Source organism: Streptomyces sp. RLA012, from assembly GCF_056270325.1.
The window spans coordinates 3,344,368-3,360,494 of record NZ_JBWDPA010000002.1 but is presented as its reverse complement, the minus strand read 5'-3'; the positions used below and the strand labels follow the sequence as shown (position 1 = coordinate 3,360,494).

The window sequence follows — 16,127 nt, the reverse complement described above, 5'->3', positions numbered from 1 at the left end:
CCGATGGCCGCGGTGGTCGGGCGGGCGGCTGACGACGCGCCGGAATCCCTCGTGTGGGTGACGGAGTTGTCCACAATCGTCCGCTCGTCCACCAAGATCCAATAGCAAGTCGATGTGGCTTCAGTGTGGGCGCCGGAGGTGGTGCCGACATGAACACACCCGAGGCACGCAACGCGCTCGGCAAGTACGGCGAGGATCTGGCCGCCCGACGGCTGACCGAGACCGGGATGACGGTCCTGGCGCGCAACTGGCGCGGCGGCAGGACCGGCGAGATCGACATCGTGGCCCGGGACGGCGACGCGCTCGTCGTCTGCGAGGTCAAGACGCGCAAGGCGGGGGCCTTCGAGCACCCGATGGCAGCCGTCACCCCGGCCAAGGCGCAGCGCCTGCGCGGCCTGGCCGAACGCTGGCTCCAGGAACACGGCGGGGCCCCACCCGGCGGCGTCCGCATCGACCTGATCGGCGTCGTCCTCCCCGACCGCGGCGCGCCCGTGGTCGAGCACGCGCGGGGGGTGGCCTGATGGGATTCGCCCGTACGTGTGCGGTGGCCCTCGTCGGCGTCGAGGGTGTGGTGGTCGAGGTCCAGGCGGACCTGGAGCCGGGCGTCGCGGCCTTCACCCTGGTCGGCCTCCCCGACAAGAGCCTGACGGAGAGCAAGGACCGGGTCCGCGCGGCGGTGGTGAACTCCGGCTCGCCATGGCCGCAGAAGAAGCTCACGGTCGGCCTGAGCCCGGCCTCCGTGCCCAAGGCCGGCAGCGGTTTTGATCTGGCCGTCGCCTGCGCGGTGCTGGGCGCCGCGGAGCGGATCGATCCACGGGTCCTCTCCGACATCGTGATGATCGGCGAGCTGGGCCTGGACGGACGGGTGCGGCCGGTACGGGGCGTACTGCCGGCGGTCCTCGCCGCGGCGGACTCGGGGTACGAGCAGGTGGTGGTGCCCGAGTGCGCGGCGGCCGAGGCCTCGCTCGTACCGGGGATCTCGGTGCTCGGGGTGCGCAGTCTGCGTCAGCTGATCGCGGTGCTCACGGACGAGCCGGTGCCCGAGGAGGATCCGGACGAGCAGGGGCGGCCGGATCCGCTGATGGCAGGGCTGCGGATGCCGGGCGCGGGCGCGGCCACCGGCATGCACACCATGGGCGCGGCCCAGCACGACCTCGGCCATGACCTCGCCGACGTCGTGGGTCAGCACTCTGCACGCACCGCGGTGGAGGTCGCGGCGGCGGGCGGGCACCACCTCTTCCTGGAAGGTCCGCCGGGAGCGGGCAAGACGATGCTCGCCGAGCGGCTGCCGGCCATCCTGCCGCGCCTCACCAAGGGTGAATCCCTGGAGGTCACCGCCGTCCACTCGGTCGCCGGGCTGCTGCCACCGGGCAAACCCCTGGTCGACATCGCTCCCTACTGCGCCCCGCACCACTCGGCGACCATGCAGGCGCTCGTCGGCGGCGGCCAGGGGATCGCACGGCCGGGCGCGGTGTCGCTGGCACACCGGGGAGTGCTCTTCCTCGACGAAACCCCCGAATTCAGCGGGCAGGCCCTCGACGCGCTGCGCCAGCCGTTGGAGGCGGGGCACGTGGTGATCGCGCGCAGCGCGGGGGTGGTGCGGTTTCCGGCGCGGTTCCTGATGGTGCTGGCGGCGAACCCCTGCCCGTGCGGACGGTTCTCGCAGCGGGACGACCTGTGCGAGTGTCCGCCCTCGGCGATCCGCCGCTACCAGGCCCGGCTCTCCGGGCCGCTGCTCGACCGCGTCGACCTGCGGGTCGAGGTGGACCGCGTCACCCGTTCGGAGCTGACCGAGCGCGGAGTACGGGGCGAATCCACCGAGACGGTCGCCGACCGGGTGCGGGCGGCCAGGGAGCGGGCCGCCGCGCGGCTGGCCGGCACCCCCTGGCGGACGAACAGCGAGGTGCCGGGGCGGGAGCTGCGCAGCCGGTGGTACGCGTCCCTGGGCGCGATGGACGAGGCCGAGCGGAGCCTGGAGCGAGGCGCCCTGACCGCCCGCGGTCTCGACCGGGTGCTGCGCGTCGCCTGGACCGTCGCGGACCTCGTCGGGCACGACAGGCCCGGTGCGACGGACGTCACCCTCGCCCTGCAGCTGCGCACCGGGGTCCCTCGTGGGGTGCCGATGGCGATCGGCGCGTTGCCGTGAGCCACAGCCAAGGGGAGAGCCCGAGCCGGAGCCAGAGGGACAGCCAGAATCAGGCGGGCAGTTGGAGCCAGACGGGCAGCCGGAACCAGGAGGACAGCCGGAGCCAGGAGGACAGTCGAAGCCGGGAGCAGGAGGACGAGCGGCTCCACCGGGCCTTTCTCGCACGCGTCGTCGAACCGGGGGACGAGGCCTGCGGCCGCTGGCTGCATGCGATCGGCGCCGCGGAGGCGGTCCGGCGGCTCGTCGGAGGCGGCGAGCAGCCGCGAGGCGTGACCGACAAGCGGTGGGCGGGGCTGCGCGCCAGAGCCGAGCGGGCGGACCCGGAGCGGGACCTGGCGGTGGCGCGCGAGGCCGGAACCCGCTTCGTGTGTCCGGGGGACTCCGAATGGCCCGCGCAACTCGACGACCTCGGCGACTCCCGGCCCACCGGCCTGTGGGTACGGGGGCGGCCCAACCTGCGGATATGGGCACTGAGGTCCGTCGCCGTGGTCGGAGCGCGGGCCTGTACCGAGTACGGGGCCCATATGGCGGCAGGCCTCGGTGCCGGGCTCGCCGAGCGGGGCTGGGTGGTGGTGTCGGGCGGCGCCTATGGCGTGGACGGCGCCGCGCACCGGGGCGCTCTCGGGGCCGGCGGCGCGACCGTCGCCGTGCTGGCCTGCGGGGTCGACCGGCCCTACCCGCGCGGACACACCGAGTTGATCACCAGGATCGCGGAACAGGGCCTGGTGGTGGGGGAGTTGCCGCCCGGCGACCATCCCACGCCGAGCAGATTCATCCTCAGGAACCGTGTCATCGCCGCGCTCACCCGGGGGACGGTGGTCGTCGAGGCCGCCTACCGCAGCGGGGCGCTGGTCACGGCGCGTGCGGCGCAGCGGCTGGGGAGGTTCGCCATGGGGGTGCCGGGTCCTGCCACCAGCGGGCTGTCGGCGGGGGTGCACGAGCTGCTGCGCGGGGACGCGGTCCTGGTCACCGATGCCGCGGAGGTCGCCGAACTGGTGGGCGACATCGGTGAGCTGGCCCCGGACCGGCGCGGGCCCGTACTGCCGCGCGATCTGCTGGATCCGGGCGCCGGGCGGGTGCTGGCGGCACTGCCGGCCGGCGCTCTGGCGGGGGTGGAGGAGATCGCTCGTGGCGCGGGGACCACGACGGACGACGCGGTCGGGAGACTGTACGAACTCCGATCACTTGGTTTCGTCGAACGACACGGCGACGGCTGGAAGTTGACACGCCAGGCAATGATCTCCATCCGGGGTGATCGACACGGGTGCTGACGGAGCGTGTTCGGCCGTCCGGGCGAACGCCGACAGCCTTGGCAATTCCCGCAGTTGGCGTCTCTCGATGATCACACAGGGCGACGAACGTGACCCCGAGGGACGCACAGCGGAACGTATCTGCGCATGAGTGGTCCCCCCGTCTTCGCTCACCGCGACACTCCAGTCACGCTACGCTCACGTGGATTCCGACACAGGACAGGCAACTCGGCATCAGAGCGACAGCTCCCCCAGGCACCCCCAGTTCACGGCAGAACGGCACAAGGCGACGAATGCCCCAGCACACCTCCGGGTCCGATCGGGCGGCGATCCCCCCAGCCGCCCGCGACGGCGGTAGCGTGCGCCCGCCCGCTCCCTCGACACTCGAGGAGTTGTGGCGGTCGTACAAGGCGACGGGTGACGAGCGGCTGCGCGAGCAGCTGATCCTGCACTACTCGCCGCTGGTGAAGTACGTGGCGGGGCGGGTGAGTGTCGGGCTGCCGGCCAATGTGGAGCAGGCGGACTTCGTGTCGTCGGGGGTGTTCGGGCTGATCGACGCGATCGAGAAGTTCGACATCGGGCGGGAGATCAAGTTCGAGACGTACGCGATCACGCGGATCCGGGGCGCGATGATCGACGAGTTGCGGGCGCTGGACTGGATTCCGCGGTCGGTGCGGCAGAAGGCGCGCAATGTGGAGCGGGCGTACGCGACGCTGGAGGCGCGGTTGCGGCGTACTCCGTCGGAGGGTGAGGTGGCCCGCGAGATGGGGATCGGGGTGGAGGAACTCCACGCGGTCTTCAGTCAGTTGTCGCTGGCGAACGTGGTGGCGCTGGAGGAGCTGCTGCATGTCGGGGGTGAGGGCGGTGACCGGCTGAGTCTGATGGACACGCTGGAGGACACCGCGGCCGACAATCCGGTGGAGGTCGCCGAGGACCGGGAGCTGCGGCGGTTTCTGGCGCGGGCGATCAACACGCTGCCGGAGCGGGAGAAGACCGTGGTGACGCTCTACTACTACGAGGGCCTCACACTCGCGGAGATCGGGAACGTGCTGGGAGTGACCGAGAGCCGGGTGAGTCAGATCCACACCAAATCGGTGCTGCAACTGCGCGCCAAGCTGGCGAGTTTCGGGCGCTGACCTTGAGAGGGGCGGCATGCTGAATCGTCCCTGCCGGCCCTTCGGTCATGGCTCGGCCGTTCCTGCCGTGTCCCTCGACTGCCGCTTGGGCTGTCCCTCTCGTGGCCCTCGGTCATTTCTCGGTCTTCCCTTCTCCGCTCTCCGCTCCCGTCTCGCGCTCGGTGCGTTCCTTTCGGGTGGTCGGAGTGGCTGCCTTCCGGAGCGGTCCGTCCGTAAAGTGGAGGGCGTGCCAAGGATTCGAGCGGCCTCCGTGGCCGAGCACCGGTCGATGCAGCGAGCCGCCCTGCTGGACGCGGCCCGGTCCCTGCTGTCCGAGGGCGGGACGGAGGCGCTGACCTTCCCGGCCCTCGCCGAGCGCACGGGGCTCGCGCGGTCCTCCGTGTATGAGTACTTCCGGTCCCGGGCGGCTGTCGTCGAAGAGCTGTGCGAGGTCGACTTTCCGGTGTGGGCCGCGGAGGTCTCGGCGGCGATGGCCGCGGCGGACGGCCCCGAGGGCAAGGTCGAGGCGTATGTCCGGCAGCAGCTGGCGCTGGTCGGCGACCGTCGGCACCGGGCGGTCGTGGCCATCTCCGCGAGTGAGCTCGATGCCGGGGCCCGGGAGAAGATCCGGGCGGCGCACGGCGGGCTGGTCGCGATGATCGTCGACGCGCTGGGGCAGATGGGGCACGCCGAGCCGCGCCTTGCCGCGATGCTGCTGCAGGGCGTGGTCGACGCGGCGGTGCGGCGGATCGAGCTGGGGGCGGCGGAGGATCCCATGTCCATCACGGACGCGGCGGTCTCGATGGCCCTGCGGGGCGTGCGGGGCTGAGTTCTGCGCGTCGGCCGCCCGGCGGCGGAGCGGAGTACGGAGGTGTGTGCGCTCGCCTCCACGGTTGCGAGGTGCCGCCCCTTCCCAGGGTGAGGGCGGGCCTCTTCGGGGACGGGCGCCACCCTGTGCCGCCTGCACGGCAGCCAGGGCACGCGGGGCACGCAGCCATTCACGGGCACGCAGCTATGCATGGGCACGCAGCCATTCACGGGCACGCAGCTATGCATGGGCACGCAGCCAGGCATGGGCACGCGACTACGCATGGACATCCCGGCGCGCATGGGCGCGCGGTCACGCATGGGCACGCAGTTGCGTACGGGCACGCGGTCATGGGTGGACATGCAGTGGTGCAGTGGCACGCGGTGGGTACGTGGGCTCGCAGTCGTGGCGGCTAGGACGCCTGTCTCCGGGCCCCCGCCACCGGCAGCAACCGGGACGGCCCTCTGTGCAGCAGCCAGGCGGGGAGCAGGGACAGCGGGTTCAGATAGGTGCCGTCCCTCCGCAGACCCCAGTGCAGGCAGGGCGTCTCGCAATGGGAGCCGCCCGGTTCGACGGTGCCCAGTACCTCGCCCGCGGCCACCTCGTCGCCCTTCTTCACCATGACCCGCACGGGGGCGAAGGTCGTGCGCAGGGGCGGGGTGCCCGTGCCCGCCAGTTCGACGGCGACCACTCCGCGACCCGCCACGCGCCCCGCGAAGGACACGCGGCCCGCAGCGACGGAGCGGACCGGGGTGCCCGGGGCCGCCGCGAGATCCACACCCCGGTGGCCGCGGGCGTAGGGCGTCGGCGGCGGGGCCCAGGCCCGCAGGACCGAGGGGCGCAGGCCCACCGGCCAGAGTCGGGCGAGTGGCGGGACCGAGGTGTCGGGGGCCGGTGGACCGGCGGGAGTCGGGGGCGCCGGGCCGTTCGTCCGGGCCAGGGCGGACGGGGTCAGCGCACCCAGAACGGTCACTGTCATTCCCAACAGCAACCCCAGCCACGTACGCACACATCGTTTCGCTCGCATGCGAGAACAGTCCCGCATCGGGCCGATCATGGCCGGGATCTGTGGACCACCGGCCGGTTGTGGACAGCGGCGTCACCCTGCACCTCGCGGGTCCCGTACACTTCTCGTGGCGATCCGGGTCACCGGGTCGACTTCGCACGCCCCGACATCCGGCCATCAAAAGCCGGTGTCAAGCGCCCCTCGGTCCCTCGTGGCAAGGCGCATCGCGGGCGTCAGGCGCGAGTGCCGTCCGGCACGCGCGGCACAACCGAGAACACCAAGGAGAACGGCCATGGCCGTCGTCACGATGCGGGAGCTGCTGGAAAGCGGCGTCCACTTCGGTCACCAGACCCGTCGTTGGAACCCGAAGATGAAGCGATTCATCTTCACGGAGCGCAACGGCATCTACATCATCGACCTGCTCCAGTCGCTGTCGTACATCGACCGCGCCTACGAGTTCGTCAAGGAGACCGTCGCCCACGGCGGCACGGTCATGTTCGTCGGCACGAAGAAGCAGGCGCAGGAGGCCATCGCCGAGCAGGCCACCCGCGTCGGCATGCCCTACGTCAACCAGCGCTGGCTGGGTGGCATGCTCACCAACTTCTCCACCGTCTACAAGCGTCTGCAGCGCCTCAAGGAGCTTGAGCAGATCGACTTCGAGGACGTCGCCGCTTCCGGTCTGACCAAGAAGGAGCTTCTCGTGCTCTCGCGCGAGAAGGCCAAGCTGGAGAAGACCCTCGGTGGTATCCGCGAGATGCAGAAGGTGCCCAGCGCCGTCTGGATCGTGGACACCAAGAAGGAGCACATCGCGGTCGGCGAGGCCCGGAAGCTCAACATCCCGGTCGTCGCCATCCTCGACACCAACTGCGACCCCGACGAGGTCGACTACAAGATCCCGGGCAACGACGACGCGATCCGCTCCGTCACCCTGCTCACCCGCGTGATCGCCGACGCCGTCGCCGAGGGCCTCATCTCCCGCTCCGGTGCCGGCAAGGCCGAGGGTGAGAAGGCCGCGGGCGAGCCGCTCGCCGAGTGGGAGCGCGACCTGCTCGAGGGCGAGAAGAAGGCCGACGAGCCCGAGGTCCAGACCTCCGCCGAGACGGAGAAGGTCGCCGACGCCGAGCAGGCCGAGGCTGTCGCCGAGGCCGCTGTCGAGGCTCCGGCCGAGGCTCCGGCCGAGGCTGCCGCCGAGACCCCTGTCGCCGAGACCCCTGTCGCCGAGGCCCCGGCCGCGGACGCCGAGCAGGCCTGACCCCTCACCTCTTCGGGTGACGAACGGCGGGGGCACACCAAGCCCCCGCCGTTCGGCCCGTAGATCTTCAGACTTCGAGAGAGATTCCAGGAATCATGGCGAACTACACCGCCGCCGACGTCAAGAAGCTCCGTGAGCTCACCGGCGCCGGCATGATGGACTGCAAGAAGGCGCTGGACGAGGCCGACGGCAACGTCGACAAGGCCGTCGAGGCCCTGCGCATCAAGGGCCAGAAGGGCGTCGCCAAGCGCGAGGGCCGCTCCGCCGAGAACGGCGCCGTGGTCTCCATCATCGCTGACGACAACACCTCCGGTGTCCTGGTCGAGCTCAAGTGCGAGACGGACTTCGTCGCCAAGGGCGAGAAGTTCCAGGCCGTCGCCAACCAGATCGCCGAGCACGTCGTCAAGACCTCCCCGGCCGACCTCGACGCCCTCCTCGGCTCCGAGATCGAGGCCGGCAAGACGGTCCAGGCGTTCGTCGACGAGGCCAACGCCACCCTGGGCGAGAAGATCGTCCTGGACCGCTTCGCCCAGTTCTCCGGCGCCTACGTGGCCGCGTACATGCACCGCACCATGCCCGACCTGCCCCCGCAGATCGGTGTCCTGGTCGAGCTGGACAAGGCCGACGCCGAGCTCGCCAAGGGTGTCGCGCAGCACATCGCCGCCTTCGCGCCGAAGTACCTCTCCAAGGACGACGTCCCGGCCGAGGTCGTCGAGTCCGAGCGTCGCGTCGCCGAGGAGACCACCCGCGCCGAGGGCAAGCCCGAGGCCGCCCTCCCGAAGATCGTCGAGGGTCGCGTCAACGGCTTCTTCAAGGAGGCCACCCTTCTGGGTCAGCCCTACGCGCTGGACCAGAAGAAGTCCGTTCAGAAGGTCCTGGACGAGGCCGGCGTCACCCTGAAGCGCTTTGTGCGCATCAAGGTCGGCATCTGAGTCCGTACCGCGATCGACGCGCGACCCCTATAGGGTCGACAGCAGTCGTCCGCGTACGCCGGTACCCACGCGCGCGCGGCGGACGACAGCAGATCTGACGAGGAGGCCATTGCCGAGCACGGGATGCGAACGACACCCCACCGGCAATGGCCTTCTTCGTATGTGCACCATGAGGAGATCTCCATGACCACCACCCAGGCCGACAAGGGCGAGAAGACCGAAGAGGGCAAAGGCGCCGGCCGCTTTCTGCTGAAGCTTTCCGGTGAGGCGTTCGCCGGTGGCGGAGGACTGGGCGTCGACCCCGACGTGGTGCACAAGATCGCCCGCGAGATCGCGGCCGTCGTGCGCGGCGGTGCCCAGGTCGCCGTCGTCATCGGCGGCGGCAACTTCTTCCGCGGCGCCGAACTCCAGCAGCGCGGCATGGACCGGGCCCGCTCCGACTACATGGGCATGCTCGGCACAGTCATGAACTGCCTCGCCCTCCAGGACTTCCTGGAGAAGGAAGGCATCGACAGCCGCGTACAGACCGCCATCACCATGGGGCAGGTCGCCGAGCCGTACATCCCGCTGCGCGCCGTGCGCCACCTGGAGAAGGGCCGTGTGGTCATCTTCGGCGCCGGTATGGGCATGCCGTACTTCTCCACCGACACCACCGCCGCCCAGCGTGCCCTGGAGATCGACGCCGAGGCCCTGCTGATGGGCAAGAACGGTGTGGACGGGGTCTACGACTCCGACCCCAAGACCAACCCCGAGGCCGTCAAGTTCGACTCGCTCAGCTATGGCGAGGTCATCACCCGCGACCTCAAGGTCGCCGACATGACCGCCATCACGCTGTGCCGCGACAACAAGCTGCCGATCCTGGTCTTCGAGCTCCTGGCGGAGGGCAATATCGCGCGGGCCGTCAAGGGTGAGAAGATCGGCACACTCGTGGGTGACCCGAGCGGTCGGGCCTGACCGGGGGACGGACCCTGACCGGGGGATGGACAATGTCCTGCCGGTCCGGAACCGTGCAGGAATAAGACGCGACGCAGCCGGCCGCCACCCCGACGAGGAACAGCTGCCGGGCCTACTCAAGACACGCAGGAGCAAGTGGTGATCGAAGAGACCCTCCTCGAGGCCGAGGAGAAGATGGAGAAGGCCGTCGTGGTCGCCAAGGAGGACTTCGCCGCGATCCGCACCGGCCGTGCGCACCCGGCGATGTTCAACAAGATCGTGGCGGACTACTACGGCGCGCTGACGCCGATCAACCAGCTGGCCTCGTTCTCGGTGCCGGAGCCGCGCATGGCCGTGGTGACCCCGTTCGACAAGAGCGCGATGCGCAACATCGAGCAGGCGATCCGCGACTCCGACCTGGGCGTCAACCCCAGCAACGACGGCAACATCATCCGGGTGGTGTTCCCCGAGCTGACCGAGGAGCGCCGCAAGGACTACATCAAGGTCGCCAAGACCAAGGGCGAGGACGCCAAGGTGTCCATCCGCTCGGTCCGTCGCAAGGCCAAGGACGCCATCGACAAGCTGATCAAGGACGGCGAGGTCGGCGAGGACGAGGGCCGCCGTGCGGAGAAGGAGCTCGACGACACCACCGCGAAGTACGTCGCCCAGGTGGACGAGCTCCTGAAGCACAAGGAAGCGGAGCTGCTCGAGGTCTGATGAACGATTCTTCCTGGGGGGCGCCGCCACAAGCCGGGTACTGGGGGCCGTCCGAGCAGGGGCCTGTCCAGGGGGCAGCCCCGGCGGGTCCCGCATACGATGCGCTTAACGCGCAGCAGACTCGCCCCATGCCCATCGTGCCCGACGTACCCGCACACGGCGGAGACCAGGATGACGACCGGGGGGCCGCTCGGCTGAGCGGCCCCCCGTTCCGCGACGACAGACCGGCGGCGGGGTCCTACGGGAACCCGTCGCAGAAGCCGCAGGAGCCCATGCCCAGCGCCGCCCCACAGCCCGCACCCGCACCGCAGAAGAAGAGTGCGGGCCGCGACCTGGGTGCTGCGATAGGGGTGGGCGTCGGGCTCGGTGCGGTGATCGTCGCGTCGTTGTTCGTCGTCAAGGCCGTGTTCGTCGGAGTGATAGCTGTCGCCGTGGTGGTGGGCCTGTGGGAGCTCACATCACGGCTTCAGGAGCGCAAGGGCATCAAGGCACCGCTCGTGCCGCTGGCCGTCGGCGGTGCGGCGATGGTCGTGTCCGGCTACGTCCGCGGCGCCGAGGGCGCATGGGTGGCGATGGCGCTCACCGCGCTCGCGGTTCTGGTCTGGCGGATGACGGAACCGCCCGAGGGCTATCTCAAGGACGTCACGGCGGGCGTCTTCGCCGCCTTCTACGTGCCGTTCCTGGCCACGTTCGTGGCCATGATGCTGACCGCCGACGACGGCCCGCGCCGGGTCCTGACCTACCTGCTCCTGGCGGTCGTCAGCGACACGGGGGCGTACGCGATCGGCTGGCGCTTCGGCAGGCACAAGCTGGCGCCGCGCATCAGCCCCGGCAAGACCCGTGAGGGACTGATCGGGGCGGTCACCTTCGCGATGGTCGCGGGTGCGCTGTGTCTGCAGTTCCTGATCGAGGACGGCACGTGGTGGCAGGGACTGATCCTCGGCTTCGCGGTCGCGGTCAGCGCCACACTCGGTGACCTCGGCGAGTCCATGATCAAGCGGGACCTGGGCATCAAGGACATGGGCACGCTGCTGCCGGGGCACGGCGGCATCATGGACCGGCTGGACTCACTGCTGCCGACGGCACCGGTGGTCTGGCTGTTGCTGGTGCTCTTCGTCGGATCCGGCTGACCGACCCGTACAGACGTGGGTGAGGGGTTCGTTGTCCAACGGGACGGCGAACCCCTCTGTCATTTGTCATTGACGAAGAGTCCCTCTGTCAGGGGGACCCAGCCTGTTGGTGGGGGCCAGTCTGTCAGTGGGGGCCCAGTCCGCCGCTGCCGAACGAGCCGCTTCTGCCCTCGCTCCAGCGGGGCGGCTTCTTCAACGGGCTCGTGCGGGTCGGCGAGTGCGCCAGCTCGTACGGGGTGAGGGCGTGTCCGCCCTTGGGGACCTTGGGTATCTCGGCGGGTTCCCGCATCTCCCGGACTTCGTGGACCGGGCCGTCCGGCGGCAGGTGCGGCTGCTCTTCGGGGAGTGGCAGGCGTGGTGCGCGGGACCGCATACGGCAGCTCAGCCAGAAACTGCCGCCCAGCAACGTCACGAGGGCCACGGCGACCAGGAACAGCCCGAGGCTGAGCAGGCCGCTCCTCTCCGCCAACTGCATCGATACAGTGCTCATATCATCCAAATACCCCCAATTCGCCTCGTGAACCAGCCCCCGACCGCCCGGACCGCCCCTACCGTCCCGGCCACCCTGACCGCCCCTGGAGTCTTCGGCCGCAGGTCACCGGAATTGATCTGCGACACTGGTACAGCCATGCCTAAGCCCGGAGAACTCACATTCGTCGCCCCCCGCGGAGCCAAGAAGCCGCCGCGGCACCTTGCCGATCTCACGCCCGCCGAGCGTAAAGAGGCGGTTGCCGCGATCGGTGAGAAGCCGTTTCGCGCCAAGCAGCTCTCGCAGCACTACTTCGCGCGGTTCGCGCACGACCCCGCGGAGTGGACGGACATCCCGGCCGCAGCGCGCGGCAAGCTCCAGGAGGCGCTGCTTCCGGAGCTGATGACCGTCGTGCGGCATCTGTCGACCGACCAGGACACCACGCGCAAGACCCTGTGGCGTCTGTTCGACGGCACGCTCGTCGAGTCCGTGCTGATGCGCTACCCGGACCGGGTGACCATGTGCATCAGCTCGCAGGCCGGCTGCGGGATGAACTGCCCGTTCTGCGCCACGGGACAGGCCGGGCTGGACCGGAACCTGTCCACCGGCGAGATCGTGCACCAGATCGTGGACGGGATGCGGGCCCTCAGGGACGGTGAGATCCCGGGTGGTCCGGCGCGGCTGAGCAACATCGTCTTCATGGGCATGGGCGAGCCGCTCGCCAACTACAAGCGGGTCGTGGGCGCCATTCGCGCGCTCACCGACCCCGAGCCGGACGGGCTCGGGCTCTCGCAGCGCGGGATCACCGTGTCGACGGTCGGGCTGGTCCCCGCCATCCACCGGTTCTCCGACGAGGGCTTCAAGTGCCGTCTGGCCATCTCGCTGCACGCTCCGGACGACGAACTGCGTGACACCCTCGTCCCCGTCAACACGCGGTGGAAGGTGCGCGAGGTGCTGGACGCCGGATGGGAGTACGCGGCCAAGTCGGGGCGCCGGCTCTCCATCGAGTACGCGCTGATCCGGGACATCAACGACCAGGCGTGGCGCGGGGACCGGCTCGGTCGGCTGCTCAAGGGCAAGCCGGTGCACGTCAACCTCATCCCGCTGAACCCGACGCCGGGTTCGAAGTGGACCGCCTCACGGCCCGAGGACGAGAAGGCGTTCGTCGAGGCGATCGCGGCCCATGGAGTGCCGGTCACCGTCCGGGACACCCGGGGTCAGGAGATCGACGGGGCGTGCGGTCAGCTCGCCGCGACCGAGCGGTAGTCTGACCCGCGTACGTTCATCTTCCTATCGATCGTCCTTCATATCGATCTTCACCGTATCGATCTTCACCGTATCGACCGTCTTCGTATCGACCGTCTTCGTATCGACACATCTTCATATTCCGACAGGGGAGCGCCACAGCGCTGAGAGTGCGGGAGAGACCGCAGACCCTCTGAACCTCGCCCAGGTCATTCTGGGTAGGAAGTTCGGTCATCACTCAAGCTGTTGCGCCCTGCCCGGGAACTGTCAGAGGTCCCCGGGCAGGGCCGCGTCTCTTCCTGGTCAGCCAGGAGGAATTCAGTGAGCAACACCAAGAGGTTCGCGGCCGTGGCCGTCGGCCTGGGCCTGGTCACGCTGTCGGCGTGCGGGTCCTCCGACAGCTCGGGCGCCGGGGACTCCAAGACCGTGACTCTCGTCAGCCACGACTCCTTCGCCTACTCCAAGAGCGTGCTGGAGGCATTCGAGAAGGAGTCCGGCTACAAGGTCAGGATCCTCAAGGACGGGGACGCCGGCCAGGCCGTCAACAAGGCCGTCCTCACCAAGGACAACCCCCAGGGCGATGTCTTCTTCGGCGTCGACAACACCCTGCTGAGCCGGGCGCTCGACAACGGGCTCTTCCAGCCGTACGAGGCCAAGGGCTCGGACGCGATTCTCCCGGAGTACGAGGTCGACCAGGACAAGCACCGGGTCACGCCCGTCGACTCCGGCGACATCTGTGTCAACTACGACAAGAAGTACTTCGCCGACCACAAGCTGGCCCCGCCGGCCTCCTTCGACGACCTGATCAAGCCCGCGTACAAGAACCTGCTGGTGACCGAGAACGCGTCCACCTCCTCGCCCGGGCTCGGTTTCCTGCTCGGGACCGCCGCGCAGTACGGCGACAGCGGATGGCCGGACTACTGGAAGAAGCTCAAGGCCAACGGCGTGAAGGTCGTCGACGGCTGGGAGCAGGCCTACAACGAGGAGTTCTCCGGGTCGTCCGGCGGCAAGAAGGCCAAGGCCGACCGGCCGCTCGTCGTGTCGTACGCCTCCTCGCCGCCCGCCGAGGTCATCTACGCCGACCCCAGGCCGACGACCGCGCCGACCGGGGTCGCGAGCGGCACCTGCTTCCGGCAGATCGAGTACGCGGGGCTGCTGAGCAACGCGAAGAACACCGCGGGCGGCAAGGCGTTCATCGACTTCCTGGTCTCGAAGCGGTTCCAGGAGGACATGCCGCTGACCATGTTCGTGTATCCGGTGGTCGAGGGCGCCAAGGTGCCGTCCGCGTTCACGAAGTTCGGCCCGCAGGCCAAGAACCCCGAGACCATGGCCCCCGCCAGGATCGCCGAAAACCGTGACCAGTGGGTCAAGTCGTGGACCTCGCTCGTACTGAAGTAGCCGAGCCGGCGCCCGGGAAACGCGAGAGCCGGCGCGAGAGCGCGGCGCGGCTGGGGCTCATGGCCCTGCCCGTCGCGTTCTTCGCCGTCTTCTTCGCCTACCCCGTCGCCGCCATCGTCGCCCGTGGTCTCAAGGTGGACGGGGCCTGGCGGTTCGGGCGGATCGGGGAGGTGTTGGCGCAGTCCGACATCCGGCACGTGCTGTGGTTCACCACCTGGCAGGCGCTCGCCTCCACGGCACTCACGCTGCTGATCGCGCTCCCCGGCGCGTATGTCTTCGCGCGCTTCGATTTCAGGGGCAAGCAGGTGCTCCGGGCGGTGGTGACCGTCCCCTTCGTGCTGCCGACGGTGGTGGTCGGTACGGCGTTCCTGGCCCTCGTAGGCCGTGGCGGACTCCTGGACGATCTGTGGGGCGTACGGCTCGACACCACGGTGTGGGCGATCCTGCTCGCCCATGTCTTCTTCAACTACGCCGTCGTCGTACGGACCGTGGGCGGGCTCTGGGCGCAGCTCGACCCGCGCCAGGAAGAGGCGGCGCGGATGCTCGGCGCCTCCCGGTTCGCGGCCTGGCGCAAGGTGACGCTGCCCGCGCTGAGCCCGGCCGTGGCCGCCGCCGCACTGATGGTCTTCCTCTTCACCTTCACCTCGTTCGGTGTGGTGCAGATCCTCGGCGGCCCGACCTTCTCCACCCTTGAGGTCGAGATCTACCGGCAGACCTCGGAGATCTTCGACCTCGCGACGGCGGCCGTACTGACGATCGTCCAGTTCGTGGCCGTGGGCGCGATTCTCGCCCTGCACGCCCGGACCGTACGCCGTCGGGAGACCGCCCTGCGTCTGGTGGCACCGGAGGCGACCGCGCGCCGACCGCGCGGGGCCGGGCAGTGGGCGCTGCTGGGCGGGGTCCTGGCGAGCATCGCCGTCCTTCTGATCCTGCCGCTCGGCGTGCTGGTCCAGCGGTCCCTCGACACCCCGGGCGGCTACGGATTCGCCTACTACAGGGCGCTGACCTCGTCCGACGGCGGCATCTTCCTGGTGGCACCGATCGAGGCGATCGGCAACTCACTGGAGTACGCGCTGGCCGCCACCGCCGTGGCCGTGCTCATCGGCGGTCTCGCGGCCGCCGCCCTCACCCGACGCACCGGGCGACTGCTGCGTGGCTTCGACGCGCTGCTGATGCTGCCGCTCGGCGTCTCGGCCGTGACGGTCGGCTTCGGCTTCCTGATCGCGCTCGACGAACCGCCGCTGGATCTGAGGTCGTCCTGGATCCTGGTGCCGCTCGCCCAGGCGCTGGTGGGCGTCCCCTTCGTCGTACGCACCATGCTGCCGGTGCTGCGCGCGGTGGACGGACGGCTGCGGGAGGCGGCGGCCGTGCTCGGAGCCTCGCCCTGGCGGGTGTGGCGTGAGGTCGATCTGCCCCTGGTGCGGCGGGCGCTGCTGATCGCGGCGGGGTTCGCCTTCGCGGTGTCGCTGGGCGAGTTCGGGGCGACGGTCTTCATCGCGCGGCCCGACAACCCCACGCTGCCGGTCGCCGTGGCCCGGCTGCTCGGCCGCGCGGGCGACCTCAACTACGGCCAGGCGATGGCCCTTTCAACGATCCTGATGGCGGTGTGCGCGGTGGCGCTGCTGCTGTTGGAGCGAATGCGTACCGACCGGACGGGGGAGTTCTGATGGCACGGCCGGTCAAAGAGGCGGCGGAGCGGACAGCCGAACAGGTGGTGAAGTCGTCG

15 protein-coding genes are annotated in these 16,127 nt (G+C 69.9%); 13 read left to right on the top strand and 2 right to left on the bottom strand.

Features of this window, described 5'->3' with window-relative positions:
- Window positions 1-149: 149 nt before the first annotated feature.
- The 5 genes from RV986_RS15200 (at window position 150) to RV986_RS15180 (ending at window position 5,340) form a co-directional block, all read left to right on the top strand.
- Window positions 150-521 carry a YraN family protein gene (locus RV986_RS15200; RefSeq protein ID WP_095852379.1) on the top strand — a complete coding sequence of 124 codons (372 nt, stop codon included), beginning with the start codon at window positions 150-152 and terminating at the stop codon, window positions 519-521.
- Window positions 521-2,146: a YifB family Mg chelatase-like AAA ATPase gene (locus tag RV986_RS15195; RefSeq protein ID WP_475917922.1), complete on the top strand. Its 1,626-nt coding sequence runs from the start codon at window positions 521-523 to the stop codon at window positions 2,144-2,146. The genes RV986_RS15200 and RV986_RS15195 overlap by 1 nt, the downstream gene beginning before the upstream one ends.
- Window positions 2,143-3,417: a DNA-processing protein DprA gene (gene dprA / locus RV986_RS15190; protein ID WP_475917921.1), complete on the top strand. Its 1,275-nt coding sequence runs from the start codon at window positions 2,143-2,145 to the stop codon at window positions 3,415-3,417. Before RV986_RS15195 ends, dprA begins: the two co-directional genes overlap by 4 nt.
- Window positions 3,418-3,689: 272 nt before the next feature.
- The gene (gene whiG, locus RV986_RS15185) at window positions 3,690-4,532 is read left to right on the top strand and encodes an RNA polymerase sigma factor WhiG (RefSeq protein WP_475917920.1); all 843 of its coding nucleotides are present in this window, start codon (window positions 3,690-3,692) and stop codon (window positions 4,530-4,532) included.
- A gap of 250 nt (window positions 4,533-4,782) precedes the next feature.
- Window positions 4,783-5,340: a TetR/AcrR family transcriptional regulator gene (locus RV986_RS15180; protein WP_475924288.1), complete on the top strand. Its 558-nt coding sequence runs from the start codon at window positions 4,783-4,785 to the stop codon at window positions 5,338-5,340.
- A 391-nt stretch (window positions 5,341-5,731) separates the two neighbouring features.
- On the opposite strand, the gene RV986_RS15175 is transcribed toward RV986_RS15180, so the two are convergent.
- The gene (locus RV986_RS15175) at window positions 5,732-6,298 is read right to left on the bottom strand and encodes a murein hydrolase activator EnvC family protein (RefSeq protein ID WP_475917919.1); all 567 of its coding nucleotides are present in this window, start codon (window positions 6,296-6,298) and stop codon (window positions 5,732-5,734) included.
- 319 nt (window positions 6,299-6,617) lie between these two features.
- On the opposite strand from RV986_RS15175, the gene rpsB reads away from it, so the two are divergent.
- The 5 genes from rpsB to RV986_RS15150 all read left to right on the top strand — a co-directional run bounded on the left by rpsB (window position 6,618) and on the right by RV986_RS15150 (window position 11,289).
- Window positions 6,618-7,577 carry a 30S ribosomal protein S2 gene (gene rpsB, locus RV986_RS15170; protein WP_475917918.1) on the top strand — a complete coding sequence of 320 codons (960 nt, stop codon included), beginning with the start codon at window positions 6,618-6,620 and terminating at the stop codon, window positions 7,575-7,577.
- 95 nt (window positions 7,578-7,672) lie between these two features.
- A complete protein-coding gene (gene tsf, locus RV986_RS15165) occupies window positions 7,673-8,509 on the top strand; it encodes a translation elongation factor Ts (RefSeq protein WP_475917917.1) in 837 nt (278 codons plus the stop codon).
- Window positions 8,510-8,692: 183 nt separating this feature from the next.
- Window positions 8,693-9,463 carry a UMP kinase gene (gene pyrH / locus RV986_RS15160; protein ID WP_475917916.1) on the top strand — a complete coding sequence of 257 codons (771 nt, stop codon included), beginning with the start codon at window positions 8,693-8,695 and terminating at the stop codon, window positions 9,461-9,463.
- A gap of 138 nt (window positions 9,464-9,601) precedes the next feature.
- A complete protein-coding gene (gene frr / locus RV986_RS15155) occupies window positions 9,602-10,159 on the top strand; it encodes a ribosome recycling factor (RefSeq protein ID WP_054235439.1) in 558 nt (185 codons plus the stop codon).
- Window positions 10,159-11,289, top strand: coding sequence for a phosphatidate cytidylyltransferase (locus RV986_RS15150; protein WP_475917915.1), 1,131 nt, complete (start codon window positions 10,159-10,161; stop codon window positions 11,287-11,289). The genes frr and RV986_RS15150 overlap by 1 nt, the downstream gene beginning before the upstream one ends.
- Before the next feature lie 124 nt (window positions 11,290-11,413).
- Here RV986_RS15150 and RV986_RS15145 read toward each other — a convergent pair whose 3' ends face one another.
- Window positions 11,414-11,779, bottom strand: a complete 366-nt coding sequence (locus tag RV986_RS15145; protein WP_475917914.1) for a DUF6479 family protein — start codon at window positions 11,777-11,779, stop codon at window positions 11,414-11,416.
- A gap of 138 nt (window positions 11,780-11,917) precedes the next feature.
- Here RV986_RS15145 and rlmN point away from each other — a divergent pair, with 138 nt between their 5' ends.
- The 3 genes from rlmN (at window position 11,918) to RV986_RS15130 (ending at window position 16,068) form a co-directional block, all read left to right on the top strand.
- Window positions 11,918-13,024, top strand: a complete 1,107-nt coding sequence (rlmN, locus tag RV986_RS15140; protein WP_168496075.1) for a dual-specificity RNA methyltransferase RlmN — start codon at window positions 11,918-11,920, stop codon at window positions 13,022-13,024.
- 300 nt (window positions 13,025-13,324) lie between these two features.
- Window positions 13,325-14,401 (top strand): thiamine ABC transporter substrate-binding protein, encoded by a 1,077-nt coding sequence (locus RV986_RS15135; RefSeq protein WP_475917913.1) that lies wholly within the window; start codon window positions 13,325-13,327, stop codon window positions 14,399-14,401.
- Complete coding sequence (locus RV986_RS15130; RefSeq protein ID WP_475917912.1) at window positions 14,377-16,068, top strand: ABC transporter permease; 1,692 nt, start codon at window positions 14,377-14,379, stop codon at window positions 16,066-16,068. The genes RV986_RS15135 and RV986_RS15130 overlap by 25 nt, the downstream gene beginning before the upstream one ends.
- The last annotated feature ends 59 nt before the right edge of the window (window positions 16,069-16,127 follow it).